This window comes from Roseibium sp. MMSF_3247 (genome assembly GCF_030733765.1).
In the GTDB taxonomy this organism is placed as follows: domain Bacteria; phylum Pseudomonadota; class Alphaproteobacteria; order Rhizobiales; family Stappiaceae; genus Roseibium.
The window spans coordinates 490638-516436 of record NZ_JASHII010000002.1; the positions used below are offsets into that span (position 1 = coordinate 490638).

At 55.4% G+C, this 25799-nt stretch carries 21 protein-coding genes; 14 read left to right on the forward strand and 7 right to left on the reverse strand.

Going from position 1 to position 25799, the window contains the following annotated elements; all coding sequences use genetic code 11:
* Positions 1 to 119: 119 nt before the first annotated feature.
* The 4 genes from RBB44_RS07725 to RBB44_RS07740 are packed head-to-tail and all read left to right on the forward strand — an operon-like array spanning position 120 to position 4579.
* Positions 120 to 1943: an N-acetylneuraminate synthase family protein gene (locus tag RBB44_RS07725; protein ID WP_306146813.1), complete on the forward strand. Its 1824-nt coding sequence runs from the start codon at positions 120 to 122 to the stop codon at positions 1941 to 1943.
* Positions 1936 to 2967 carry a GDP-mannose 4,6-dehydratase gene (locus RBB44_RS07730; RefSeq protein WP_306146814.1) on the forward strand — a complete coding sequence of 344 codons (1032 nt, stop codon included), beginning with the start codon at positions 1936 to 1938 and terminating at the stop codon, positions 2965 to 2967. The genes RBB44_RS07725 and RBB44_RS07730 overlap by 8 nt, the downstream gene beginning before the upstream one ends.
* A gap of 21 nt (positions 2968 to 2988) precedes the next feature.
* Positions 2989 to 3678 carry a cytidylyltransferase domain-containing protein gene (locus RBB44_RS07735; protein WP_306146815.1) on the forward strand — a complete coding sequence of 230 codons (690 nt, stop codon included), beginning with the start codon at positions 2989 to 2991 and terminating at the stop codon, positions 3676 to 3678.
* A 22-nt stretch (positions 3679 to 3700) separates the two neighbouring features.
* Positions 3701 to 4579, forward strand: a complete 879-nt coding sequence (locus tag RBB44_RS07740) for a class I SAM-dependent methyltransferase (RefSeq protein WP_306146816.1) — start codon at positions 3701 to 3703, stop codon at positions 4577 to 4579.
* A gap of 8 nt (positions 4580 to 4587) precedes the next feature.
* Here RBB44_RS07740 and RBB44_RS07745 read toward each other — a convergent pair whose 3' ends face one another.
* The 3 genes from RBB44_RS07745 to RBB44_RS07755 all read right to left on the reverse strand — a co-directional run bounded on the left by RBB44_RS07745 (position 4588) and on the right by RBB44_RS07755 (position 9338).
* Positions 4588 to 6441: a lipopolysaccharide assembly protein LapB gene (locus RBB44_RS07745; protein WP_133950451.1), complete on the reverse strand. Its 1854-nt coding sequence runs from the start codon at positions 6439 to 6441 to the stop codon at positions 4588 to 4590.
* 327 nt (positions 6442 to 6768) lie between these two features.
* Entirely contained in the window at positions 6769 to 7443 is a 675-nt protein-coding gene (gene gph / locus RBB44_RS07750; protein ID WP_306146817.1) for a phosphoglycolate phosphatase, read from the reverse strand.
* Between the two features lie 125 nt (positions 7444 to 7568).
* Positions 7569 to 9338, reverse strand: coding sequence for a methyl-accepting chemotaxis protein (locus tag RBB44_RS07755; RefSeq protein ID WP_306146818.1), 1770 nt, complete (start codon positions 9336 to 9338; stop codon positions 7569 to 7571).
* A gap of 240 nt (positions 9339 to 9578) precedes the next feature.
* Here RBB44_RS07755 and rpiA point away from each other — a divergent pair, with 240 nt between their 5' ends.
* Genes rpiA through gor form a run of 4 tightly spaced genes read left to right on the forward strand, consistent with a single transcriptional unit; the run spans position 9579 to position 12452 of the window.
* On the forward strand, positions 9579 to 10277 hold the full coding sequence (gene rpiA, locus RBB44_RS07760) for a ribose-5-phosphate isomerase RpiA (RefSeq protein ID WP_306146819.1): 699 nt from the start codon (positions 9579 to 9581) through the stop codon (positions 10275 to 10277).
* Positions 10278 to 10328: 51 nt separating this feature from the next.
* Entirely contained in the window at positions 10329 to 10841 is a 513-nt protein-coding gene (locus tag RBB44_RS07765) for a DUF2059 domain-containing protein (RefSeq protein ID WP_209002454.1), read from the forward strand.
* An 11-nt stretch (positions 10842 to 10852) separates the two neighbouring features.
* Positions 10853 to 11089 carry a hypothetical protein gene (locus RBB44_RS07770; RefSeq protein WP_306146821.1) on the forward strand — a complete coding sequence of 79 codons (237 nt, stop codon included), beginning with the start codon at positions 10853 to 10855 and terminating at the stop codon, positions 11087 to 11089.
* The gene (gor, locus tag RBB44_RS07775) at positions 11076 to 12452 is read left to right on the forward strand and encodes a glutathione-disulfide reductase (RefSeq protein WP_306146822.1); all 1377 of its coding nucleotides are present in this window, start codon (positions 11076 to 11078) and stop codon (positions 12450 to 12452) included. Before RBB44_RS07770 ends, gor begins: the two co-directional genes overlap by 14 nt.
* A 74-nt stretch (positions 12453 to 12526) precedes the next feature.
* Here the strand turns inward: gor and RBB44_RS07780 are convergent, their stop codons facing one another.
* From RBB44_RS07780 to RBB44_RS07790, 3 genes are all read right to left on the reverse strand, one after another.
* Positions 12527 to 14056, reverse strand: coding sequence for a diguanylate cyclase domain-containing protein (locus RBB44_RS07780; RefSeq protein WP_306146823.1), 1530 nt, complete (start codon positions 14054 to 14056; stop codon positions 12527 to 12529).
* A 291-nt stretch (positions 14057 to 14347) separates the two neighbouring features.
* Positions 14348 to 15886, reverse strand: a complete 1539-nt coding sequence (locus RBB44_RS07785; RefSeq protein ID WP_306146824.1) for a GGDEF domain-containing protein — start codon at positions 15884 to 15886, stop codon at positions 14348 to 14350.
* Between the two features lie 166 nt (positions 15887 to 16052).
* Positions 16053 to 17240, reverse strand: coding sequence for an aminotransferase class V-fold PLP-dependent enzyme (locus RBB44_RS07790; protein ID WP_306146825.1), 1188 nt, complete (start codon positions 17238 to 17240; stop codon positions 16053 to 16055).
* Between the two features lie 49 nt (positions 17241 to 17289).
* Here RBB44_RS07790 and RBB44_RS07795 point away from each other — a divergent pair, with 49 nt between their 5' ends.
* Both RBB44_RS07795 and RBB44_RS07800 read left to right on the forward strand, forming a co-directional pair.
* Positions 17290 to 17883 carry a gamma-glutamylcyclotransferase family protein gene (locus tag RBB44_RS07795; protein ID WP_306146826.1) on the forward strand — a complete coding sequence of 198 codons (594 nt, stop codon included), beginning with the start codon at positions 17290 to 17292 and terminating at the stop codon, positions 17881 to 17883.
* A gap of 163 nt (positions 17884 to 18046) precedes the next feature.
* Positions 18047 to 19501 (forward strand): M10 family metallopeptidase C-terminal domain-containing protein, encoded by a 1455-nt coding sequence (locus RBB44_RS07800; RefSeq protein ID WP_306146828.1) that lies wholly within the window; start codon positions 18047 to 18049, stop codon positions 19499 to 19501.
* 59 nt (positions 19502 to 19560) lie between these two features.
* On the opposite strand, the gene RBB44_RS07805 is transcribed toward RBB44_RS07800, so the two are convergent.
* Positions 19561 to 20295, reverse strand: coding sequence for a VIT1/CCC1 transporter family protein (locus RBB44_RS07805; RefSeq protein ID WP_306146830.1), 735 nt, complete (start codon positions 20293 to 20295; stop codon positions 19561 to 19563).
* 275 nt (positions 20296 to 20570) lie between these two features.
* On the opposite strand from RBB44_RS07805, the gene RBB44_RS07810 reads away from it, so the two are divergent.
* The 4 genes from RBB44_RS07810 to RBB44_RS07825 all read left to right on the forward strand — a co-directional run bounded on the left by RBB44_RS07810 (position 20571) and on the right by RBB44_RS07825 (position 25721).
* Positions 20571 to 21953 (forward strand): class II 3-deoxy-7-phosphoheptulonate synthase, encoded by a 1383-nt coding sequence (locus RBB44_RS07810; protein ID WP_306146831.1) that lies wholly within the window; start codon positions 20571 to 20573, stop codon positions 21951 to 21953.
* A 199-nt stretch (positions 21954 to 22152) separates the two neighbouring features.
* A complete protein-coding gene (locus RBB44_RS07815) occupies positions 22153 to 22686 on the forward strand; it encodes a response regulator (protein WP_209173569.1) in 534 nt (177 codons plus the stop codon).
* A gap of 119 nt (positions 22687 to 22805) precedes the next feature.
* Positions 22806 to 24473, forward strand: a complete 1668-nt coding sequence (locus tag RBB44_RS07820; protein WP_306146832.1) for an NAD+ synthase — start codon at positions 22806 to 22808, stop codon at positions 24471 to 24473.
* A gap of 24 nt (positions 24474 to 24497) precedes the next feature.
* Positions 24498 to 25721, forward strand: a complete 1224-nt coding sequence (locus tag RBB44_RS07825; protein WP_306146833.1) for an MFS transporter — start codon at positions 24498 to 24500, stop codon at positions 25719 to 25721.
* Positions 25722 to 25799: the final 78 nt, after the last annotated feature.

The window sequence follows — 25799 nt, forward strand, 5'->3', positions numbered from 1 at the left end:
GCAGTGCCAACGCAAAGCCGGTTAATATCCACAGCGTGATGCATGCAATAACCTTGGCGCAAGCTTCACGGGTTTTCAGTAGGCGCACAAAAATCAATTCCGAGTCGGGATAGGGACGGATGAAGATTATTGCCGAACTCGGCATCAACCATCGCGGGTCATCACAGGTCGCAGAACAGCTTATTGATGTTGCCGCTGCCGCAGGCGCTTGGGGCGTGAAATTCCAGTATCGCGGTCAGGCCGGATTCTACCAGGCCGTGAGCGAGATTGGCGATGAGATCCTGAGCAAAGAAATCGATGAAAGTTACATACCGCCTGAAGACATCCTGGCGCTTGCCAAATACATCAAGAACAAGGGGATGGCTGCGGGCATCAGTTTCTTCAAATTTGAAGATGCCGGTGATTTCGGGGATCAGCTGAATACATTTGATTATTTTAAAGTGCCGTCAGCGGAACTCATGAACAGCGATCTTGTGAGTTCAATGGAGTCGCTCGGCAAGCCCTTGATCTTGAGCACCGGTGGGCACACCGAGGAGGATATTTTCCGAGCAATAGACGCTACTCGTCATGTCCCTGGTATTTGCTATCTCCACTGCATTTCGAACTATCCGGTTCTGCTCGGAAACCAGCAGATGAAGTTCATTGAAACGCTGAAGCAAAAGACCGATGCGGAAATCGGATATTCAAGCCACGATCAAGACTGGGAAGTCTGCCTTGTTGCCGCGGGGAACGGCGCGACGGTGTTTGAACGCCATTTGACGATGGACAAGAACGGCAAGGGCATTGATGACAGTTCATCTTCTGACCCGTCGGAGTTCATCCGCATGTGCCAGCTTTTAAATGCCTATTCCACGGTCCAAGGGTCTGGAATGCGCGAGATGAATCAAGGTGAACGCATAAACATGCAGAACCTGGGATCATCATTGTATGCCAGCCGCGCAATTGAAGCAGGCGAGACACTGAGCGTGGACAATGTCGTTGTAAAAGCACCCCGTAAAGGACTGACCTGGGCTGAACTGCAAAAACGCCAGCTTACAAACATCCGGCGGCCAGTGGCTGAGGGTGTAGCCATTTCAGAGCTGCATTTCACCGAACCAAAACCGCCGCTTGAGCCCGAATTGGTTGGATTCTGCGACGAGAAGCAACTGTCCATACCGGTTCGCTTGCACGATGCCACCGTGCTCCAATCGCGGTTTCCAATCAAAAACAATGAACTTCATTTGTCCTACGAAGAAGTTGCAAGGTTTGGCGCATCCATGGATGACGGTTTGGCTGGTTTGGACTTGAACCGCCATTACTCAATCCACATTCCGGATTACATTGACAGCAAAACTCTGATCGACCCACTGGCTGCGGACACCGACACCCAAAGCCGCAGCCTTAAAGTAATCGAAACCTGTGTTGATTTGGCTCTGGAGCTTGAGCAACGCACGGGCGCCAGTGTACCGATCGTTGGCAGCTTTTCCCGGGTTCTTCCGCAGGGTAAGGCCGCGACATACGATCAGTTGCATGCATCTCTTCTCAAGGCTGGCCGTGATCGTGGAGCTCCGATTTATCCGCAGTGGCTCCCTCGGATTGCTTGGTATTTCGGCGGTGCTGAGGTCCTCGACATGTTCTGCGGTGAGGATGACATCGATATCATCACGTCTATCGGCATGGAGGTTTGTCTGGATCTGTCTCACCTGATCCTGTCCGCGAATTACTCGAAGGCGGATTGGGGCAATTGGTGCTCAAGGCTTATGCCACTCTCCAAGCACATCCACATTGCCGATGCGGTGGGAATTGATGGCGAGGGCATAGAATTTGGCGAAGGGGACCTCGGAGACCCAACGCAATATATTAACGGACCAGGCCGCAAAGTCCTGGAAGTCTGGCAGGGACACCTGTCAGAGGGAGATGGTTTTGACAAGGCCATCCGGCAGTTAGGAGAAAAAAATGGCTAAGGTGCTGATTACCGGGATTTCCGGTCAGGATGGAGCATTTCTGGCGCGTGGCCTTCTTGAAAAAGGGCATGAAGTCTATGGAGCAATGCGCCGGGGCAGCACATCCAAGACCGGCCGTCTGAATGAACTCGGCATCCGGGACAAGATCAAATACTGCACTTTGGAAGTGACCGAATTTGCCAATGTTCAGAATGTTTTGAACGAGATCAGACCGGATCAGATCTATAATCTTGCCGCGCAAAGTTTCGTAGCCGACAGTTTCCAGTTTCCGCACTACACCTCTGACGTGAACTACATGGGTGTGCTGAACATCCTTGAAGCCATGCGTATCTTGAAGCTGGATACAAAACTCTATCAGGCCTCCACGTCTGAGATGTACGGCGACGTTCTGGAGAAACCGCAGACGGAAAAAACGCCATTCAATCCGCTCAGTCCTTACGCTGTTTCCAAACTGGGGGCGCATTCTCTGGTGGTCAACTACAGGCAAGCGTATGATATGTTCGCAACCTCGGGGATCTTGTTCAACCATGAATCCGAACTGCGGGGGCTGGAGTTTGTCACCCGGAAGATCACAAGCTGGCTGGCGGAAATCAAACTCCAGGGCAAAGACGCATTGCCGCTCGGAAACTTGAGCAGTGTGCGCGACTGGGGATATGCGCCTGAGTACACGGACATGATGATCAAGATGCTGGAGCATGACCAGCCAGACGATTTCGTGATCTCGACCAACACGGAATACACGGTGCGCGACTTCCTTTTTATGGCTGCGCAGGAGGTTGGCTTTGATCTTCATTCGGAAGGCGAGGGCCTGGAAGAAAAGTGCTACGACCGGAAGACGGGCAAGTTGATTGCCTATGTCGATCCCCGATACTTCCGGGCATCCGACGTGGTGTATCTGCGCGGTGACAATGCCAAGGCGCAGGAACTGCTTGGGTGGAAACCGGAGATCTTGGCCCCCGAGATCGCGCGCCGGATGGCCATTTACGATCTGAAGAAAGCGGCACTCAACACGCCAGGCCTTTGAGGTAAATCTGGAGGTCTAAGCATGGAAAGGGTCGCAGCGATCATCCCTGCGCGGGGTGGGTCCAAGGGTATACCGGGAAAGAACATCAAGCCTTTCCTCGGGGTCCCGTTGGTCGCTCACGCAATCAAAGCAGCGCTGGGTGCAAAAACGATCTCTGATGTCCTCGTCTCAAGCGACGATGAAACAATCCTAAGCGTTGCTCGTGAGTATGGAGCTGCATCCTTGAAGCGACCGGCAGATATCTCGGGGGATGAAGCCTCTTCTGAAAGCGCGGTCCTGCATGCAATTTCTGAAAGCGATGCATGTCGGGCGGCGGACACGGTGGTCTTCCTGCAGTGTACCTCGCCATTAACGACATCTGAGGAGATCGATCAGGTCGTGACGGCTCGTGCGGAATTGTACGCGGATACGGCATTTTCTGTTGTCGAAGTGCACGCTTTTCTGTGGCAGATCGAGGCCGACGGTACGGGGAGGGGGATCAATCATGATGCCAGCAAACCGCGTCAGCGCCGTCAGGACCGTCCAAAAGAGTTTAGGGAAACAGGTGCAATATACGCACTTCGCAAGGAAGCCTTTGTGTCCGCAGGTGTGAGGTTCTTCGGGCGCAGCGTCCCTGTCGTTCTGCCAGATGCGGTCGAGATTGATTTAGATACCCCACGGGATTGGTTGGCACTGGAAGCATATGCAAGGGCTACAGGACACCAGTCCTGAACGGAATGCTGAGGAACAGCTGATGGCAAGCATTTATGACACGCTGGCAGAATTAGGCGTCGCCAGTAAGGAGACGCAGGAGGTCTTTGCGACGCGTACCCGTGATCGTGAGGATGTCACCGTTTATCGCGATCAGCTTTCAGGGGTGATCTATATTGACGGGTTTTACGGTGGCGATGAAGTCTATCAAGAGGGTGACTACCGGCAAGCAAATGAGGCTTTGATAGGCAAACGGGACTATGAAGTCACGGTAGATGCATCGCGGCGTGTTGAGGCCTACCGCCCCTTCGTGACTGGTAAGCACATCGTCGAATTTGGCTGTGGTGACGGCGCCTTTCTCCATTCTGTGTGCAATGAAGCTCAAAGCTGTTGCGGTGTGGAGTTGCAGGAGGATTATGTCACGGCTTTGAATGCTGCCGGGATATCGTGCCACAAGTCGTTGTCAGCTCTGCCGGACGGTTCAATGGACAGTGTCCTGAGTTTTCATGTCCTGGAACATCTTCCCGAGCCCGCTCCCATTCTGCACGAGCTGTACCGTATCTTGAAACCAGGCGGCGTGATGGTCGCTGAGGTGCCGCACGCCGGGGATGTTTTGCTAAACCAACTGAATTGCGATGAGTTTAAAGAATTCACTTTGTGGAGCCAGCATCTGGTGCTTCATACTCGTGACAGCTTGAGACGGCTATTGGCGGCTTCGGGGTTCGCCGAGATCGTTATTGAAGGTGTTCAGAGGTATCCTCTGTCCAATCATTTGGGCTGGCTGTCCAGAGGGCGCCCCGGTGGGCACAAATCCACGCTTGCGGCAATCGATACATCTGACCTTAGAAATTCCTATGAAGCGGCTCTTAACCGGATCGACGCCACCGATACCTTGGTTGCGATTGTGCGGAAACCCGCTTAAGCGCTGATCTAAAGTCCGAGGCGCTTGTTGCGTCGCTCTGGCGTCCAGTTTTCCAGCTGGCGGTCCATTTCCTTGATGATTTCCGGCACAAACTCCACACACGCCTTGTCCGTGTATGGATGCATGTAGGTCATCGAAGGATACCAAGGCGGATTTTTTTGACCCAGCAGAAGCGGAGGCTCCTGTTGGCCAAAACGGATTGCCGGAACGTCAAGAATGCCGGCCATATCCGCGACGCTGGTATTCGCCGATACAACGAAATCGCAGGCAGCTGTTAGTGCTGCAGCCCCCAGCAGATCATCAAACAAATCGACGTCATCGAAGTTATGGAAATGGTCTCCGGCTTGGTCTTTCAGATAATTGAGTTCTTTATCCAACGCCGCGTATTGGAGGTTCACGAAAATCGCATCTCTGGATTTCAATATGGGCGTGACTCCGGGCGCAGAAAGATAATACCGCGCTCTGTTCACGGCGAGGTTTTTGGAACGCCAAGAAAAGCCGATGACGGGTTTGTCTTGATAGCCCTTCAAACGCTTCAAATATTCGACTGCCCTATCCCTCTCGAATGAATAGACGGGGCAAGGGGCGGTCTTGAACGACTCAAGCGTCGGTCTGAAATGCTTTACGAGCTCTCCAATATTAACGTGCAGATCGTAATCAAAAGAGGTTTGAAAATTGTTTTCATCCATTCGTGCCAATCGGGACACGGCTTCTGGAAAACAATACTGCGTATATTTGGCGCCTTTTTCCGATAGTTCGATAATTACCTTTCCAGCCAATTCGATTAACTCAGGTAACATAGTGCCTGCTTTGAGAGCGTCTCCGAGTCCCTGATCGGCCCAAACGAGGATGGTCTTGTCTGAAATGTCTTCGCCTTTCCATTCCGGGACCTCGAATGTTCGCCGCAGAATTTGGGCGGAAGGATCTTCAAATCGCGCAGTATGAAGTTCCCAGCCGTTTTTAAGGTCACCGTTCGCGAGATAGGCTAGTGCCAGGTTCCAATCCACAGTTCGATTATTTGGCGGCGCATGCTTTTTGGCCTTTTTCATAACCTGAAGCGCTTCTTTGTGATCACCGTGCATAAGCAAATTCACACCATGCGTTACACATTTGTGATAATCTGAAGGGTCAGCTTCGTGCGCCTGTTTTGAATAGAAGACCGCAAGATTTGACTCGTTCATGGAGAACAAAAGGCGCGCCGCTTCATGTTTTACGTCGGCGTTTTCGGGGAACCGTTCAAGGGCCTCAGTTAGCTCGTACTGGCTTGGCTCGTATTGCTTGAGTTTGAGACGAGCGCGTGCTCTGAGCAAATAGTTTTCCGGATTGTCGGGCTCCAGCATTACCGCCTTGATAAAGAAGTTAACCGCGTGATTGGCGCGATTGGCATCCATCAATAGCGTTCCGAAATTACGATAGGCGTCCTTATTGTCTGGGTCTTCAACGATGAGGCTCTGAAAGATCATCTCAGCCTCTTCGAATTCCTTCTTTTGAGTAAGAGCAATGCCCTTGATGTTCAGTGCTTCGCGTTCACGCGGGTTCAGTGACAGGGCCTTGTTGCAGACTGCTAGTAGACTGTCGGGATCGGTCCCCAAATCGAGCATGGTACGCGCCAGATTCGCATAAAAGGGCGACTGATTCGGATCGATGGTGATTGCTTTTTTGATGTACTCAAGCGCGCGTTTCGGATAGCCGAGTTGGCGGTATGTCACCCCGAGAAGGTGGACAGCATCTGCGTTGTTCGGAGCTTTTTTGACTGCTTGTTTGTAGATGCGCTGCGCTTTTTCGAACTCGCCGGCCTGTTGGAGAGCGATGCCCTTCAGCAGTCTGTCTCGAATGGTATTCGGCGCTGTTTGCGTTGCCATCGTTTTCAGCCTTATCGGGAATCAGTCGTGCAAGATTAGCAGGCTGTGCAAATTGTGACAGTTGCGCTGATGAAACTGGTCAATTCCCTTGGGGATTGCCGCGGTGTAGAGGCGGGAGCGGGCGGCTAGCTGATGAAGTTGGCAAGAGTAGAAAGCGAAGTCAGGCGAATAGAGCCTCAGTGTGGTTGGCGATCCTAGGATTCAACCAGTGTCCCTTCCGTGCGAAAGAAGTGCTCTCACGCCGAGCTGGTCGTCCTCAGTAATGAATGCACAGGTGTCATTTAGGGACTTTCGGATAGGCAGGAGCTGTTTAGTCCTTTCCGGGCATTATCCCTGATGCTTGGTTCGAAGGTCGGCGACAGCATCCGCAAGTTCGTCAAAATGGGAAATGATGCGATCCGGACCAAGTTCACTAACCGGTACAGGCGTATATCCAAAATCAACGGCGACAACGGGAATGCCCGCGGCGCGGGCAGCTTTGATGTCGGTTACACTGTCGCCGATCATGATTGAGCCCTCTGGAGTGCCGCCAGCGCGCTTTATGGCACCCAGGACCGGTTCTGCATAGGGCTTGGAAACGGCGAAGGTATCGCCTCCGACCACCGCATCGAAGTGATCTGTCATATTGAGCGCGGCAAGCAAGGGCAGGGTGAGGCGCTCGGTCTTGTTGGTGCAAATCGCCAGCTTCCAGCCATCGGCACGGAAACGGTCAAGGGCTGGAACAACACCATCGAACGGCCGTGTGTGAACAGCGATGTTGGCAGCGTAGTACTCTAGGAAGTCTTCATAAAGCGGTGTGATCGTCTCGTCCGACCAGGCAATTTCAAGATAGTCCAAGCCGCGCTGCAAAAGCACCTTGGCTCCCATGCCAACCATATTGGCGACCTTGTCCTGAGGAACAGTCCCATGTCCGGCTTTGTCCAGAACCGCATTCAAGGTCGCAACAAGATCTTCCATGGAAGACACGAGTGTGCCGTCCAGATCGAACACAAGTACAGACATGAAACCCTCAGCTATAAGAAAACAGGGTTCTGCCTAGCGGTCTTTGTGGCTTCCCGCAAGATCTCGCGAGCGATTGGACGCCTGGCTTTGCGGCGAAAATCAAAGTGTAAAAAGGCCGCTGCTTGTCACAGCTTATAGGCCGTGCGGAACCCGCCCCAATGGCGGCCTTGTACCAGGATCGGCGCATCAATTTCCTGCATCCAGATGATGTTTCCGCCGCCCATGTCCCTTGGATAGGACTGGACAAGGTAAGGCCGCATGTTGCGGGCAGCGCTCAAGCCGGCCCGGTCATCAAAGATCCGTTTGTTTCGGCAGTTGGCAGTATTCCAGGCCGGATCATCCGGTTTCTGCGGTTTCGAGAAGACGAGGTTGTGAACCGGTAGGTACCCGTTGCGGTCGACTGCTGCGCAAAAAGCCATACCAGAGCTGTTTTTCAGGATCTCCTCCTGAATATCCGGCAGCGCGCGTTCCAAGGAGCTGAGAGCTCTTGTCGAGACTTGGAGAGGGTCGGTGCCGTCTATCGGCCTGTAGTCTGTGTCAAAGAGAGCGTCCAGGGACAACGCGCCACTTTCAATCATGTGTTCCATTGCCGATGCGACACGCGCCGCACCAGATTGCGCTGTTTCAATCTGCTTGGCGAAACCTTGCTTCAAAGATGCAATCCGTTGTTCGAGCGCGCTCCTGAAAGCCCCCGCCGAAGACGTGAAGGCGCAATGACATCCGCCATCTGAAACGTTTACGACCTTTGCTTCCGTCGAGCCGATCCCACTCAAGTCAAGACGCAGCACAGCGCCTGTGTGCGGGAGAGTGTCAGCGTCGGTAATGAACAAAACGCCGCCCATGGAAATGTCTCGTGTTTCGATCCGCATCGTGACATTTCCACTGGTGGCCGTTCCTGACAATTTCAGCGGCAATCGATCATCAACCCTGCGGTCACCAACATCCGTTTGCCGGATCATCATGGCAAAGCGGGCCTGGAGGGCCTTCGTGCTGGCGCTCATATTGTCACCGGCATCGCGAACCAGCGTACCACTTTGCTCAGCTTCGGCGGCAGAGGCGTTGATCCGGTCGACGTGGCGCACGACGTCTTGAACGAAGCTTTTGGTATCCTCCGCTTGCCGGCTCACTGTTTCGGTGGTTTCGACCTGCGCCTGCACCGCTTGTTCGACTGCCGCGAAACTTGGACGGATTTGGCCGATCACATCAATGATCCGCCCAACGGATCCAATACTCATTTCAGCGGATTGGTTAAGCTTGTTAATATTGGCAACGATCTGTTCTGTGGCAGATTGGGTTTCCACGGAGAGCGATTTCACCTCGCCGGCAACCACGGCAAATCCCTTGCCGGCGTCCCCGGCACGTGCCGCCTCAATGGTCGCATTCAGAGCCAGAAGGTTGGTCTGTTTTGCGATGTCGGAGATGAGACCGACAACATTTGCGATATCTTCGATAGCGTTTTTAAGCTCTAGAACACCTTGATTGGCTTGGTCGGCAATATCGCGGGCCTCAACCGCCAAATCATTTGAAACGCTAACCTGGGAGCCGATTTGTGCGCTGGCGGCGGAGAGTTCTTGAATGGAATGCGTCAGCTCGCCAACATTATCGTTGGCTCTAGCTGCTTGATCGGTCAGGACTTGGCTTTCAGTTATGATGGATCCCAAGGTGCTGGCCTGCTCCACCAAGCGGTCCTGCACTTTGGTTGCCGCAGCATCAATGCTTTTCGCCGCAACTTGAAGGTCATCTTCCAGACTGTCGAGGGCACGGCTCAGACCGCTGGATGCGTTCTCAGTTTTGGCGTCGCCATCCGAGACTGGATTCTCGTGTGCTTGAGTGTCGTCAGGCACCAAGTCGACTTCGCCAACAGAAGTCTTCCGCCGCATCTTAACACTGAACATTAGTCGCGCCCTTATAGAGTGTTCTGCGATTCAATCAGGCAATATTTCCAGAAGGGTCTGAACCTTACGTTAACCATGCCCAATATGTTGGCAGGCGCCGTTCTTCGTTGAAAACTGGAAACGATCTGGACCCGTGCTTGCCTGACATGTTAAGGACCGCGCGGCCATCTGAACTGATCGGAGGGCAGGCGCTGGAAATGCGGCGCTAACCAGCGACGCAAAGGCCGGAAAGGGCGAGGTATGAGCGACAACCTGAAACAGCAGGCAGCTGAACGCGCGGCGGAGGATGTCACCTCCGGCATGCGCCTTGGTATCGGCACAGGGTCGACTGCAGAGTTCTTCGTTCACGCCCTTGCAAAACGTGTCGCAGACGGACTGGACGTGATCGGCGTTCCGACATCTGAGCGCACAGCAGAGCTTGCTGCCAGTTTGGGAATAAAACTCACCACCTTGGAAGAGTTGCCCGAGCTGGATCTGACCGTTGACGGTGCAGATGAGCTGGATGCCAACCTGGCCCTGATTAAGGGCGGCGGCGGAGCCTTGCTGCGGGAAAAGATTGTCGCAGCAGCTTCCGGTAAAATGATCGTCATCGCAGATGGCACAAAGAACGTTGATACGCTCGGGCAATTTCCGTTGCCGATTGAAGTTGTGCCGTTTGGTCAAGAAGCAACGCGGCGGGCCATCCTGTCGCTGTTTAAGGAAATGGGCTTGCCTCCAAAACTCCAACTGAGAATGGCCGGAGAGCATCCTTTTGTCACAGATGGCGGGCATCACATCTTTGACGCCCATCTTCTGAAGATCGAAGAACCTGAAACGCTTGCACAAGCTCTGGTAAAGATCCCGGGCGTTGTTGAGCATGGTCTTTTCCTCAATCTTGCCTCCAAGGCTTACGTGGCCGGTGAAGATGGGGTAAAGACGATTACGCCTGCGTCGATTTAGCGAATTTTGGTTGCCGGATCGCCTCCGGAAAACCGCCAAGGAGTCAAGGAAATGAAGTCAGTGAAGTTTGCCGGTGTTGGTCTCGCCATGTTGGCGTGGGGCGCGATCTCCGGCGGTGCGGTTGCTCAGGACAGCTTTTCAGAAAGTCATTTGGAAGCTGCAAAAGCTGTTGCCTTGGAAACCAAAGTCCTGGAGCCGTTTGACGCCATCTTGTTCGTAATGGCGGAACAGACCCTGTCCGCTTTCACGCAGAATGAACCGACGCGTGCGGAAGAAATCGCAGAGGTCGTGGAACAGGTCGCGTTGGAGCTGGCTCCGCGCCGTGCTGTATTGAACGAGCAGATCTTCCGCATTTGGGCGACCGCCTTTACCGAAGAAGAGCTGGTCCAGCTGGCTGAATTCTATCGCACCCCGCTCGGTATGAAATTGCGCGACAGTGTCGCCGATATTACAGCTGCATCTGTGGAAGCCAGCCGCGAATGGCAGGATCGGTTGAGCGTCGATATCGTTGCGATGGTGCAGGAAGAATTGGACAAGCGCAGCGCCGCGGCCACAAACCAATAAGTGATCAAGGCGTGAGCAATCAGATTGCGCACGCTTTTTCAGATCTTGAGACGGGTCAATCGCCCGCACTGTCTGCAAACCGGGCCGCGAAAGCGGCCCTTTGTGCAATAAGGTATGCGTTTCAGGACACCGAGCTGACCAAGGCCAAGCCTTGTGAAGAGGGACTGAGAGCTTATCTGGGCTTCATGGCCGCGTGCGATGGCCGTTCGAATACCAAATCCCGAGGGGCATTGAATGAGCGATTTTGACTATGATCTGTTTGTGATCGGTGGTGGTTCCGGCGGCGTTCGTGCCGCCCGGATCGCGGCCACACATGGCGCTCGGGTCGGTATTGCAGAAGAATACCGTTACGGCGGAACCTGTGTGATCCGCGGCTGTGTTCCCAAAAAACTGTTCGTCTACGCATCCAAGTTTTCCGAAGAGTTTGAAGATGCTGAGGGCTTTGGCTGGAGTGTCGGTGAACGCAGCTTTGCCTGGGACAAACTGATCGCGGCAAAGGATCAGGAAATCACGCGCCTGGAAGGCATCTACCGCCGGAACCTGGACAACACCGGCGTCGAAATCCACGACAGCCGCGCCGTGATCGAAGACGCCCACACGGTTCGTTTGTTGTCGACGGGTCAGACGATCACCGCGAAGTATATTCTTGTAGCGGTCGGAGCCTCGCCAAATGTCGATAACAGCTTGCCGGGCGGTGAGCACGTCATCACGTCAAATGAAGCATTTCACTTGAGCGAATTACCGAACCGCGTGGTGGTTGCCGGTGGCGGCTACATCGCCGTGGAGTTTGCCGGCATTTTCAATGGCCTCGGTGTCGACACGACCCTGATTTATCGGGGTCCTGAAATCCTGCGTGGATTTGATATGGACCTGCGCCGGACTGTACGCGAGGAAATGGAAAAGAAGGGGATCAAGGTTGTCTTGAATGATACCTTCTCGTCCATCGAAAAGCAGTCGGACGGGTCCTTGATCGGGCGCACCAATGGCGGCGAAAACTTGGCTGCGGACCAGATCATGTTTGCGATTGGCCGGAGCCCGCATACGCGGGATCTCGGATTGGAAAAAGCAGGCGTTGAGACCGATGCGATCGGTGCGATCAAGGTCAATGAGGAGTCCCGAACAAATGTTGAGTCCATCTATGCCGTTGGCGATGTGACCAACAGGGCAAACCTTACCCCGGTCGCAATCCGGGAAGGTCACGCGTTCGCGGACACCGTATTCGGCAACAAACCCTGGACGGTGGATCACAGCCTCATAGCGACAGCCGTGTTTTCTCAGCCGGAAATGGGCACAGTCGGTCTGACACAGGAAGAAGCGCTGAAGCGCACACCGAACCTGGACATTTACAAGTCCAGCTTCCGGCCAATGAAGCATACGCTGTCAGGCCGGGATGAGAAGATGCTCATGAAGATGATCGTCGATGCGGACAGCCAAAAAGTGCTTGGGGTTCACATTGTTGGCCCAGACGCTGGTGAGCTTGCGCAAATCCTTGGAATAACGCTTGAGATGGGCGCAACCAAAGCTGACTTTGACAGGACGATCGCGGTGCACCCGACCGCAGCAGAAGAACTCGTCACAATGCGCGAGCCAACAGAACGCCTGCGCGGCTGACGACGAAACCGCTGTTGCCAATACGGAAAACCGCCGCAAGAATTCGCGGCGGTTTTTTCTTGTGTATGCAAACATCAGGCGCTGAGTGAGGACAATCCGGTTTTCGCTGAAGCGGCATCTTCCTGGATGAAGGTGTCCTTCAACAGATCCTCGTAGAACGCGTGCACACCGCGTCCGCGATCTTTTGCCCGGTAGAGTGCCGCATCAGAACGGGCAACCAAGTCTTCCGGTTCCGTACCATCCGCTGGGGCAACGGCTACGCCGATACTCAGTCCGACATGCGCCGTATTGCCGCCTTCGATTTGAATAGGCAAGAGCGCCTTGTTGATCAACGCGCGGCAAAGTGTGTCCAACTCTTTGCGGCTTGTGCCACCGCGGTAAATCACCATGAATTCGTCACCGCCGATCCGGCAGACCAAACCTGGCTTGCCGACAGTTTCGTTGAGACGTTTGGCCATGATCTTGATCACGGTGTCACCAGCAGCATGCCCGTAGGTGTCGTTGACTGCTTTGAATTTGTCGAGGTCGCAATGCAAGACAGCAAACCGTTTCTGCGGCAGTTCGGCAGCTGAGGTTTCGAGCACCCGGTTAAACTGTAGCCGGTTGGCAAGGCCTGACAGATTGTCGTGCAGAGCCAGGTAGCGGTTCTGCTCTTCGCTCTTTTGAAGTGACCGGGTCAGTTGGCCGATCCGCCAGGCAATCCCGAACGCAAGCGCTCCTAAAGTCAGGCTGAGCATGGCAATGACCGGAATGACCGTCGGCCAGATCGAGTCAATCACAGTCTGGCTTTCCCATCGGAAAGAGCCGACATCAACGCCTTCCTCGCTTGTGACCAGATGCGAAGGGCCGTCTTCCGGCTCAAATGCCCTGGGCTCAAAACGGAGCCGGGCGAAGTTCAACTGCGAGTTCAGGCGTTCCAGAAGCGCGTCGTCAATGTATTTCACCGAGATCATCAAGGTCGGCCCACCGTCCGCCAGGGTCGCGGTGTACTCATCGGGCATGATGGGCATCGCGGAGAAAAGTGCCGGTTTGCCATCAAGCCGAATAACGCCCATCAACGCATATTGATCTGTATCCAGGCCTTGAAGTGACCGGTGGCCAAACCCGCCGGGCACGCGGACACGATTGGCTGCGAACAGCGCCTGCGTCTTGCGGATGACCGGGGCCAATGCGGGCGTCTCACTCGACGGGCGTTTGGTTATGTGGGTGTAGTCCTGAAATGACTCGGCCAAAACCTGATTGTTTCCGGAGATCAGGATGACCTTGTTGTGCCGGTACCTGGACCAGAGCGCGTGAAAGTGCTGGCGGGCATAGACCGGATCGAACGTCCGGACCAGTTTCCGGACGGTCTCATCGGATACGGTCACGGTGCGTTGTTCACGGACAATGTCCCGGAGCCGTTCTTCCAGGGCATTGCGGAAGAGGCGCTCTTCGTTGGCAATAGCTTGCTGCGTGGATGCATGAGAGGCGACAAAACCAACGAACACCAGCGAGGCCGATGTAACCGCGATCAAAAGAGCTGCCAGAAGAAAGGCAAGTCTTGAGATATGGATACGGGACTCACTGTCCGATTTGTCAGAGTATCTCCGTCGAAATTCCGCCAACGTTTGTTCTTCCCACCTTCGCCGGCCCTTTAAATGGCCACTAAACAACCGGCGGAGCACCTTAGTTTCGTTCGCCTTCTGTCAAGACAGTGCCCCTCCAAAGTTCCCTAGCGTTTAGCTGGCGGGACCCCGGCTGTCTCTGAGGCGTTGAGGTGCTAATCCTAGCTTGGAAAGTGTTAATTAGTAGTGGTGGTGACCCGAGAGAGTCGGGCGCAAATATTAAAAAAAGCGATTGTTCCAGAGTGACTTCTAATGCGGTAGAGCAACTTTAAGTAAATTCTGATAATAAACTCAACCCGAGCTCTTCACGCGGCGATCCGTTTCGCCTCGGCGATCGAATACAGTTTCAGGTTCCGCATTTGCAAAGGCAAAAGCGTTTCTGCCTGCATCTTTTGCCCGGTAGAGCGCTGTATCAGCTGCCCGGATTAGATGTTTTTCCGACATCCCTGAGTTTGGCGCTAGCGCTATGCCGAGGCTGATGCCGATACTCACACTCTGTCCTGGATTGATTTCAATCGGCTCTGCGACGGAAGCTAGAATCTCATTAGCAAATGTCTCAAGCTCAGCCTGATCCTGATACTTCATCAGCAAGATAACAAATTCGTCGCCGCCAATGCGCCCGACCACACCCTTGTCGCTGATAATGTCCTGCAATCGCGAGGCCGTCACGCGCAACACGATATCTCCGGCCTCATGACCATGTGTGTCGTTAACAGGTTTGAATTTGTCGAGGTCACACGCAATGACAGCAAACCCGTTTTCGGGAAGGCCATCGATTGCGTAGGCAAGGCGATCAGAAAAGTGGTGCCGGTTCGGCAAACCGGTCAAGCTGTCGTGATGTGCAAAGTAATGATTGCGGCGTTCGCTTTGTTCCAGCGTTGATGACAAGCGGCCAATCCTGCGGGCGACAATCACAGAAATTGCCGCAATCAAAACCGCCAGGATCACGATCAATGGAAGGGCGCGCATCCAGACCCTCAATCCGGGTTTGGAATGGTCCCATTGAAAATAGCCGACAAGGCTGCCGTCCGGACCATAGGCCCGCAGTTGCGTCGGGTGTTCGCGGGCAGGCGCACCTTCGGTGAAGGTCAGATCACGAAACCCATAGTGATCCGACATCGACTGAAACCAGGCCTCTCCAAGAGAGTAGACGCTGACAAGCAACCGGGGATTGGCGTCTGAAAGTGCGGTCAGCGGTGTTTCCATCTCAACCGGAACCGCGCTCAGCAATGCGGGGGTGCCATCGATCACGGCCAGCGCCGCGATCGAGGCGTCAAACATGGCACGTGGCGGCGGGAAGGGGCCCTGAGGACGGTCGCGCCGCGCGAAACTTGGGGACCGGAAGGCTGCGGTGAAGAGCTCGGACAGTTTTTCGGTGTCTTCCCATGGGGCAGATGATCCGCTCTGATTGTGACCAACCGTTTCTGAAAGAGCCATGAGGTCACCGTTCTCTTCCATGAGATAGGTGCGCTCCAGATTACTGACAGCTTTGAAGCGGTTCAATATGGAGGTGGTGACGGCAGACCGGTCCATTGGGCCTGTCAGCATCTTTTGGACATCCTGATGCTGGATGGCGGTCATCTGGTGGCGGGCAATTTCCCAATACTGATCTTCCACAGTGTCAAGGAAACGCATTTGCGCTGTTTCAAGTGCATGCCTGTCGGCGGCCCGCCACGCGAACTGTGCGATCAGGGTGAGTGCGCCGCTGGACAAGACTATCAGTAAGGCTGCGAGCCCATAGACCCACATGGTGATTTGACGGCCGGATACGGTGCCGCTGCCGGAAGCGGGGGTAGGCCCGCGGTCAGGTTGCGCCTGTCGTGTCGTCATGCGTCCGGCACTCTCCTCCTGTCCGCAAAGAACGCTGGTCTTTCTCATTATCCAAGCGGATAGAACAATCAGCGTATATTCTACGGGAGATTCCTTACGGAAGAGTGCTTCGAACCCGATGTTTTCAACACTTTACGACACTGTTTGTTTAAGAATTAGGCCGCTTCTAATCTGCCAGGAGCTTCACCATAAGTTCCAGCTCACTCTCCGTATTGAACGCGTGCAGGGAAGCCCGGACCACAGCATCCAGACCGCGCATCGGCAGGTCAATCCGAGCTGAGCTTGCCTGACTGACCGAGACATTGATCTGGTGATCGGCAAGCCGCGCCTTCGTTGCCGCTGGTGTCTCTCCATCAACAGCGAAGGTTACGATGCCGCCTTTTCGCGCGCCTTTGTCATGAAGGGTGATACCAGGAACAGCGGAAAGTTCGGAGCGCAGCTGTGCACCCAAGGCACAAATACGGGCGCCGATCCGGTCCATCCCGAAGCCGATTGCATAACTGGTGGCAACGCCCAGGCCGACCTGCCCGGCGACATAACGTTCCCAGTTCTCAAAGCGCTGTGCGTGCGGAGCCAAACGGTAAGAGGACCCGTCCAGCCATTCGGTAGCCTGCAAATCGACAAAGGGTGGTTCCACCTGATCAAGAACATCGTCACTGACATAAAGAAAACCTGTCCCGCGCGGTCCCCGCAGATATTTGCGGCCGGTGCCCGAGAGCATCTGGCACCCGATTTCCTTGATGTTGAGCGGGATCTGTCCGGCAGATTGGCAGGCATCAAGGAGGTAAAGAAGTTTGTGCCGGGCGGCAATCTCGCCGACATCTTCTGCCGGATTGATCAGCCCGGAAAAGGTCGGGATATGCGTAAGGGCGATGAGGCGGGTTTTCGGCGTGACGGCTGCCTCCAAAGCCTTCAGATCAATCTGTCCGGTCTCGTCATCTTCGATGAGATCGATTTCAATACCCTTCCGCTTCTTCATCTGCAGAAGTGCCACGTAATTGGAGACGTATTCCGCGCGGCCGGTAATGACACGGTCACCTTCACGGAAGTCGATCCCGTAAAACGCCATATCCCATGCACGGGTTGCATTTTCGATGAAGGCGATCTCGTTCGGAGTGGATCCGATCAGCGCCGCAATCGATGTATAAAATGCGTTCGTTTCCGACTGCGCCGCCGCGGCCGCCTCATATCCACCGAGCGTGGCTTCCAGATCAAGATGGTGTTTGACAGCGTCCAATACCGGTGTTGCAGCAAGACCTGTTCCGGCATTGTTAAAGTGAATGCATCTGTTTACACCGGGGGTCTCGTCCCGCATCAGGTCTATTTCATTCTGGCTGAGGGAAGGGACGATCATGGGGAGCCTTTCCGGTCACGGGACGCAATCGATTGGATGTAAAACAAAAATGATCACAATCACATATTTTGGATATGGGTCCCTCGTCAACGCCGCAACGGTTCCTGATGGGGCCGAGATCGTTCCCGGGCGATTGAAAGGCTGGGTCCGGGAGTGGCGTGTGTGCGGCGTCTGGGAAAACGGTCAGGGCCGCTGTGCCTTGAGTGTACGTCAGGAGCCGGGGTCGGAAATCCGGGGCGTGATGACCCGGGAGCAGCAAAGCCGGTTGCAGGCCTTGGAGCAGCGTGAAAGCCGGTATGAAAAGATCGGGCAGATCGGCACGTCTTTCCGGTGTGAGGCGGAAAGCAAGCCGGGACCGGAAGAGCTGTTTCTCTTCAAGGCAACGCCGGAAAACGAACGCTGGGGATGCGACCGGCACCCGATCCTGCAAAGCTACCTTGACTGCGTTTTAGCCGGGTTTCATCAAATCTGGGGCGAGGAGGGCGTCAGCCACTTCTTCGACACAACCGACGGCTGGCATGTTCCTGTCCTTCAGGACCGGGCAGCGCCGCTTTACCCCAGAGCGGTCAAGATCGACACGAAGCTTTTGCAACTGTTCGACGACCATATTGAACGCCAGAAGCTGACCCTGATATCTGCTTAACCTTTTGTTTTAATGAGAAGTATTTTGGGGGATCTCCCGATCCCAAGGTGCCGCCATATCGGGTGGAGGTCTGCGCGCGCGTAAACTTAAATTTCCCTTTACGTAAACTGTAGCTCCTGATAATTGATTGCATATGAAGAAAATACAATCTAGGGAGGAATTCATGGGTTTCTTTGAGTACAAGGGGCAAGAGGCTCTGGATCTCGTGTCGGAAGCGCGGGATCTGATGATCTACAGCTATCACGGCATTGAGGACATCCTACAGCCAGGCAACAGTGAGGAGGCTGCCCGGCAGGAAATCGAAGCCAAAGGGTGGACGGTGCTCACCCCTGATGATCTCGGTATCCCGGCGGCAGACATTGACCGGAACGGCACATTTCAGGGTGAAACGGCCCAGTTCAAGGATGCCCAGGCCGATGTGCTGGCGAGATTTGACGAGACCGGTGCCATCACCCAGATCGGTTTGGCGTTTCGAGGAACGACCGGAACGATCGACAACATCATCAGCGATACGGTTGGCGACGTTATCGATTACCTGGAATTCCTGAGCGCAGATCCGAACTATGCTTTCGGGGCGTTTCCGGAGTTGATGGGGGCCATAAAGACGCTTCTGGAGTCTAACGGTCTCACCGCAGCAGACTTGATCGTAACGGGTCATTCGCTTGGCGGTGGTGCTGTCACCAACATGGCCGAGCGCAGCGATGATTTTTTCGACGGGTTTTACGAAGCCGCCGACTATATCGGTTTCGCAGCTCATTATACGCCGGAAGACGGCGCCTCCGTATTGGACAGCGGCGCGGAAGTGCTCAGTGTGGATATTGAAAATGATCCGGTTCCCTCGGTCATTTCCGAAGGCCAGATCAACCTCTTTGGCAATGATACAGATTACGCGTATGAGACGAGCAATCTGGTGCTTTTCAACGATTTCTACGCAACACCCGCCTATTGGGATGGCGGCAACATAACCAACCTGATCGCCTGGACTGCTCATTTGCCGTCCAACTATGAACGGGTTGTTGAGGCGATCGCCGGATCAGAGTTCTACACCGAGATGTCGCGTGACAGCGTCGTCATCGTCTCGGACCTGTCCGATCTTACGCGCGGCATCGTCTGGGTTGAAGACATAAACCCCTTGTTCGATCCAACGGGCCATCAGGGCGACGATGCCTTCATCCTCGGCTCCAGCAAAGACGATTTGCTTGCGGGTAAATCCGGCAAGGATGCGCTGGAAGGATTTGCGGGGGACGATCACCTGAAAGGCGAAGGCGGCGCAGACCGGTTGCTCGGTGGGGCCGGAAACGACACGCTGGAAGGTGGCGCAGGAGACGATGTGATCGTTGGCGGAGCCGGTGCAGACACCCTTTATGGCGGGGATGGCGCCGATACCTTTGTCTTTTCATCCGGTGATGGCGTAGATGAAATCAAGGATTTCGAGGTCGGGATAGACAAGATCGATGTGAGCGGTGCCGGCGTGACGCAATTCTCCGATCTTTCCATAACGGCCAATGGTTGGTGGACCGATGTCAGAATTGCTTTTGGTAGCGAGACATTGCGCCTGGATACAGGCTGGCGTCCTTCCTTGCCGGATCTGACGGCGGGCGATTTCCTCTTCGCCTGAATTAAGCGGCACTCAAGATCGGTTTGATCCATTGATTGAGGCGGGCGTTCCTGCCTGCCTCACCCGCCGAACACTTGCTGTAGGCCATGGCCGGCAAGAAAAGCGATGGCCGCGGCCACCATACCAATGGCCGTTGTTTCCAGCCCGCAGCCAACCCAGTGCCGCTGCGACCAGCGGGCTCTCAAAGACCCGATCGCGAAGAAAGCGCATGCGGTGAGGCCGGACGCAAGTGCGGCGCTAGCCTCAATGTCAGCGAGAAAGGGCAGGAGCGGCAGTGCACCGAACAGGACGAAGGCGGCGAAGGTATAGAGCGCTGCCTTGAAAGGCGCGCGACCTCCATCCGAAACGCCATACTCGGCCAGCATCATGGTTTCAATCCAGGTGGTCCGGTTGGACGTTACCAGGCGCACGATGTCTTCCAGATCATCGCCCTCGTACCCCTTGGCCTTGAAGATCTGTCTAATTTCCTCGCGCTCTCCATCCGGTTCAACCCGGATGTGTTTTTCCTCGATCGCACGAAGCCTTTGAAAGTCTTCATTCTCGGACTTGGACCCGCTATAATTGGCGGCGGCCATTGAAAAGCCGTCGGCCAAGAGATTGGCAACACCAAGGATCAAGATGATCCGTGTTGATAAGTTGGCTCCGACAGAACCGGCAACAATGGCAAAGGTGGTCACAGCGCCGTCGATGCCGCCATAGACCCAGTCGCGCAGATAGCTCGTATCCGGCCCCCGCGCCAATCTGTCGGCGATATCATTGGGCTGATGGCTGTGTTCGAGTGGTCGGTTCGGCATGGCTGGTTTCCCTGGCTAGCGTCGGCCAAGTTTAGGGTGATCTGATCGTCAAAACCTTGATCCGCCGCAATCGCCCGTGGGCTTTGGGCAACACTATTTGGCCAGCGTTCCGCAAGGGGCATTTTTGCGGTGAAGCGTGGGTGGCAATCAGGTTGAACGCCGTGTATAAGGCCGCACGTTTGCTCTGTTTGAGTGGGCGGAAACGAACAAAAATATCGCGGGACGTGTGTCTGGAGTTCGAATTGAACAGACCGTCCCGATGAGGAGTTGGTACTATGGCGGACAAGTGGAGCCCGGACAGCTGGAGATCAAAACCGATCCTGCAGGTCCCGGAATATCCTGATCAGGCAGCTTTGACAGATGTTGAGCAGCGCCTGTCGACCTATCCGCCGCTGGTGTTTGCCGGTGAAGCGCGGGCTCTGAAGAGCCAGCTTGCGGATGTTGCCAACGGCAAGGGGTTTCTGCTGCAAGGCGGCGACTGCGCCGAAAGCTTTGCCGAACACCATCCGGACCACATTCGTGACTTCTTCCGTGTGTTTCTGCAGATGGCGGTTGTGCTGACCTATGCAGCGAGCCAGCCGGTGGTGAAGGTTGGCAGGATCGCCGGTCAGTTCGCCAAGCCGCGCTCTTCCAATATCGAGAAGAAGGGTGATGTTGAGTTGCCGAGCTACCGCGGTGACATCATTAACGACATCAACTTCACCTCGGACAGCCGTATTCCGGACCCGACCCGTATGTCGATGGCGTACCGTCAATCGGCGGCAACGCTGAACTTGCTGCGTGCCTTCTCCCAAGGTGGGTTTGCCAACCTGGACCAAGTGCACCAGTGGATGCTCGGTTTCATCACCGACAGCCCGCAAGGCCACCGTTACAAGGAGTTGGCAGACCGCATTAGCGAGTCGCTTGCCTTCATGCGCGCATGCGGCATCAACAGTGACAGCGTTCCGCAACTACGCGGAACAGATTTCTTCACCAGCCATGAAGCACTTTTGCTGGGTTATGAAGAAGCGCTGACCCGCGTCGATTCCACGTCCGGTGACTGGTACGCAACGTCTGGCCACATGCTGTGGATCGGCGACCGGACCCGCCAACCAGACCATGCGCACGTCGAGTTCTTCCGCGGCATCAAAAACCCGATTGGCCTGAAGTGTGGTCCGTCCCTGACGCCGGATGGCCTTCTGGAGCTGATCGACGCTTTGAACCCGGACAATGAGCCAGGCCGTCTCACCTTGATCGCCCGTTTCGGCTCCGACAAGGTTTTTGATCACCTGCCGCAGCTCGTGCGTGCTGTTGAGCGGGAAGGCAAGTCGGTGGTTTGGTCATGTGACCCGATGCATGGCAATACGATTTCTGCCGGTGGCTATAAAACCCGCCCATTCGACCGGATCTTGAAGGAAGTCGAAGCCTTCTTCGCTGTTCACCGTGCAGAAGGCACTCATGCGGGTGGCGTGCACGTTGAAATGACCGGCCGGAACGTAACCGAATGCACCGGCGGTGCCCGGGCCCTGACCGAAGAGCAACTCGGTGATCGTTACCACACCCATTGCGATCCGCGTCTCAATGCGGACCAGGCTCTTGAGCTGGCTTTCCTGATTGCTGAAAATCTCAAGAAAGAGAAAGACGGCAAGCAGAAAGAACCCCTGGCTGCGAGCGCTTAAGACCGCACTTTTCCGTTGTTTGATAATTTTGAGGGGCAGCTGTGGCTGCCCCTCATTTTTTTGTATCGATTTTTGTCAATTCTGCCGCCGCGGTAACAGGCGGTTAAGGCTCCAGATGCATATGTGCGACGTGGGATATTTGCACCGCAGAGGGGGCGGTGCTCGTCAACCGGACGCTCTGGGTAGGGGAATTTGAAGCGTGCGCGAACCGTGGGATCTTTCTAAGATTTCGTGCCTGGTGGTGGAGGACAATCCACACATGCGCACGATCTTGCGCTCCGTTGTCGGAGGGTTTGGTGTTCGCACGATCTGTGAGGCCACCGAAGGGGCTGAAGCCCTTGAGTTGGTCGTCGACCGCAAACCCGATATTGTCTTGTGCGACTGGAACATGAGCCCGTTTGGCGGCGCCGACTTCCTCAGAATACTGCGCAAGGATACGGACCCGATCATCAAAACAACGCCAGTCCTTGTGATCACAGCCCACGCGCGCCGTCCGATCATCCTGGAAGCTCTCAATATCGGTATTCATGGCCTTGTCGCCAAACCTGTGGCGCCCGCAGTTCTTTACAGGCATATCGGGGAAATTCTACAACGTCAGGAACTGCAGGGACGCAGCACGGGAATTTCTATGCCGGGGATGCCCGGCCACACAGGCGGCAGTGTGCTGGACTTGTCCTCCATGGCGCCGGATCAGCCTGCTGAAGCGGAAGACCAGTCTCTCGCACTTCTTTGAGCTGACACACCTCGCTGTTGGTTGCGGACAATCAGGGGGTAGTTTCAGCATTTGCATGATTGCAACCCATTGTTCTTGACGGTACATCTCGGATCTCTTCTTTGTCCGGCACGAGATTCATGACCATCAACTCTTTCCGCCTTGCCGTTGCTCAGCTCAATCCGACCGTAGGTGATGTCGCCGGGAACGCGGAGCTTGTTCGTCAGGCGCGTGCCGACGCAAAAGCGCAGCAGGCGGATCTGGTCTTGACCTCAGAGCTGATGCTGGCCGGCTATCCGCCGGAAGATCTTGTTCTGAAACCGGCCTTTGTCCGGGAGTGCATGGAAACCGCGCGCACACTTGCCGAAGAGACCGCCGATGGTGGACCCGCGGTGGTTCTGGGAACGCCGTGGTACTCCGATGCCGGCGACCTCCACAACGCTGTCCTTCTCATCGATCAGGGCGAAGTGAAGGCGGTGCGTTACAAGAGTGATCTGCCAAACTACGGAGTTTTTGACGAAAAGCGCGTGTTCAAGGCCGGGCCGCTTCCTGGGCCCGTTGACTTCCGCGGGGTACGCATCGGATTGCCGATCTGCGAAGACATTTGGAACGACGAGGTCTGCGAGTGCCTTGAGGAAACCGGCGCGGAGATTTTGCTGGTTCCGAACGGCTCGCCTTACTGGGAAAACAGAGCTGAGGAACGCCTGCAAGTGGTCGTGGCCCGTGTGGTTCAGACAGATCTGCCGCTCGTCTATTGCAATCAGTTGGGCGGCCAGGACGAGCTGGTCTTTGACGGTGGTTCCTTTGCGCTTCAGGCGGATCGGAGCCTTGCGTTCCAGATGCCGCAGTTTGAGACGGCGCTCGGCATCAGCGACTGGAAAAGGGACGGCGAAACTTGGGTTTGTACCAGCGGTCCGGTGGCAAAGCTTCCCGATCTTGATGAAGCCAACTGGCGGGCCTGTGTGCTCGGGCTTGGTGATTATGTCACCAAAAATAGCTTCCCGGGTGTCGTGCTTGGCCTTTCGGGCGGCATCGACTCTGCCATTTGCGCGACGATGGCTGTTGATGCGCTGGGGGCAGATAAAGTGCACAGCATCATGCTTCCCTTTCGTTATACCTCAGAAGAAAGCATCAAGGATGCCGCGGACTGCGCCAAGGCGCTGGGCCTAAGGTACGACACGGTACCGATTGCCGAGCCGGTCGAAGGATTTACCAAGGCACTGGACGCGCTGTTCGCTGGCACGGAAGCAGGTGTGACGGAAGAGAACCTTCAGTCCCGAACACGCGGCGTCATCCTGATGGCGGTCTCCAACAAGTTCGGCCATATGGTGATGACCACGGGCAACAAGTCGGAAATGTCGGTTGGCTACGCCACGCTCTACGGCGACATGAACGGCGGCTACAATCCGATCAAGGATCTCTACAAGACCCAAGTCTATCATCTGGCAGCCTGGCGCAATGCCAACAAACCGGCGGGCCTGCTCGGACCGGACGGTGAGGTGATTCCGTCCAACATCATCACCAAGGTCCCGACGGCAGAACTCCGGGAAAACCAGACGGACCAGGATTCCTTGCCGCCGTATGACGTGCTCGATGACATTCTGGAATGTCTGGTCGAAAAAGAGATGTCGGTCGGTGAAATCGAAAAGCGTGGTCATTCCCGCGACTTGATTCATCGCATTGAGCATCTGCTCTACATCGCTGAATACAAACGCAGACAAGCTCCTCCCGGCGTCAAGATCACGGAACGCAATTTTGGCCGGGATCGACGCTATCCAATCACCAACCGCTTCCGCGACCGGTCGTAAAGCTTCTCAATCCGGCGGAGACGCATGACCTATCTGACGTTTCTGCAAACCAATGCCCGCTGGCTCGCCGGCGGGTTTCTGCTGACCGCTTTTTCCGGGTTCGGGCAGACTTTTTACATTGCGCTGTCTTCGGGGTACCTGCGCGAAGAGTTTCACCTCAGTCACGGTGATTTCGGTCTTCTTTACATGGCGGCGACACTCGCCAGCGCGGTGTCCTTGCCCTGGATCGGACGCAGCGTCGACGTGTTTCCCCTTCGCCTTGTCGGGCTCGCAACATGCGTGACACTTGGCCTTTTCTGTCTGTCGATGGCTCTGGTGAATTCGGTCTTCATGTTGTTTGTGGTGCTGTTCGGACTACGCCTGTCCGGGCAGGGCATGATGACCCATGTCTCCATGACCGCCATGGGCCGCTGGTATTCAGCGCAGCGCGGCCGAGCCGTATCAGTCGCGCAGATGGGATTTCCCGTTGCCGAGAGCTTGTTTCCGGCCAGTTTTGTTTTGATTTCGGCGGTCGTAGGATGGAGGAGCAGCTGGGCGCTGGCCGCCGGCATCATGGTGCTGGGGGCGCTGCCTATGCTCGCTTTGTTATTTGCCAAAGATCGCATCCCGCAATCAGACGAGCAGGGCTCGGGGGCAATCGAAGGGCGTCAATGGACGCGCGGCGAAGCGTTGCGCGACCCGATTTTCTGGCTTTTGACAGCCGGCGTGCTGGCGCCGCCGTTCATCGGAACCGCCATCTTGTTCAATCAGGTGTATCTGACTGAGTTGCGAGGCTGGCCGCTTGAGCTCTTCGCCTCCGCCTTTCCGGTCATGGCCGGCACTGCAATTGCAACGGCGCTGGTGCTTGGGCCCCTGATCGACAAGTATTCCGCGCGGGCACTGCTTCCGGCCGTGCTGCTGCCGCTCTTCTCCGGGTGTCTTGTGCTTGCATTGCTCCCGGCCGCACCAACGGCCTTTGTATTCATGGGGCTTCTCGGCATCAGCAGCGGATTTACCGCCGCAATGTCCGGTGCCCTCTGGCCGGAGCTTTATGGCAGCCGCCATATCGGCGCGATCCGGTCCGTTGCCTTTGCTTTGATGGTGTTTTCGTCGGCCGCTGGCCCGGGCCTTGTCGGCGTTCTTATCGATGCCGGTGTCGACTTTGATCGTCAGCTTCTGGTGATGAGCGGGTACTGCGCGCTCATGACAGGTGGACTTGCAATAGCGTCGCGCAAGCTTCGTGACCGACAAAACGGTCCGCTGGCTTGAAAAGCTGAAATCTGGCCCGGCCAAACGGGATAAAATCACCATTTGCACTTGCAGAGCTCAAGGGAGGCGGGTACCTGA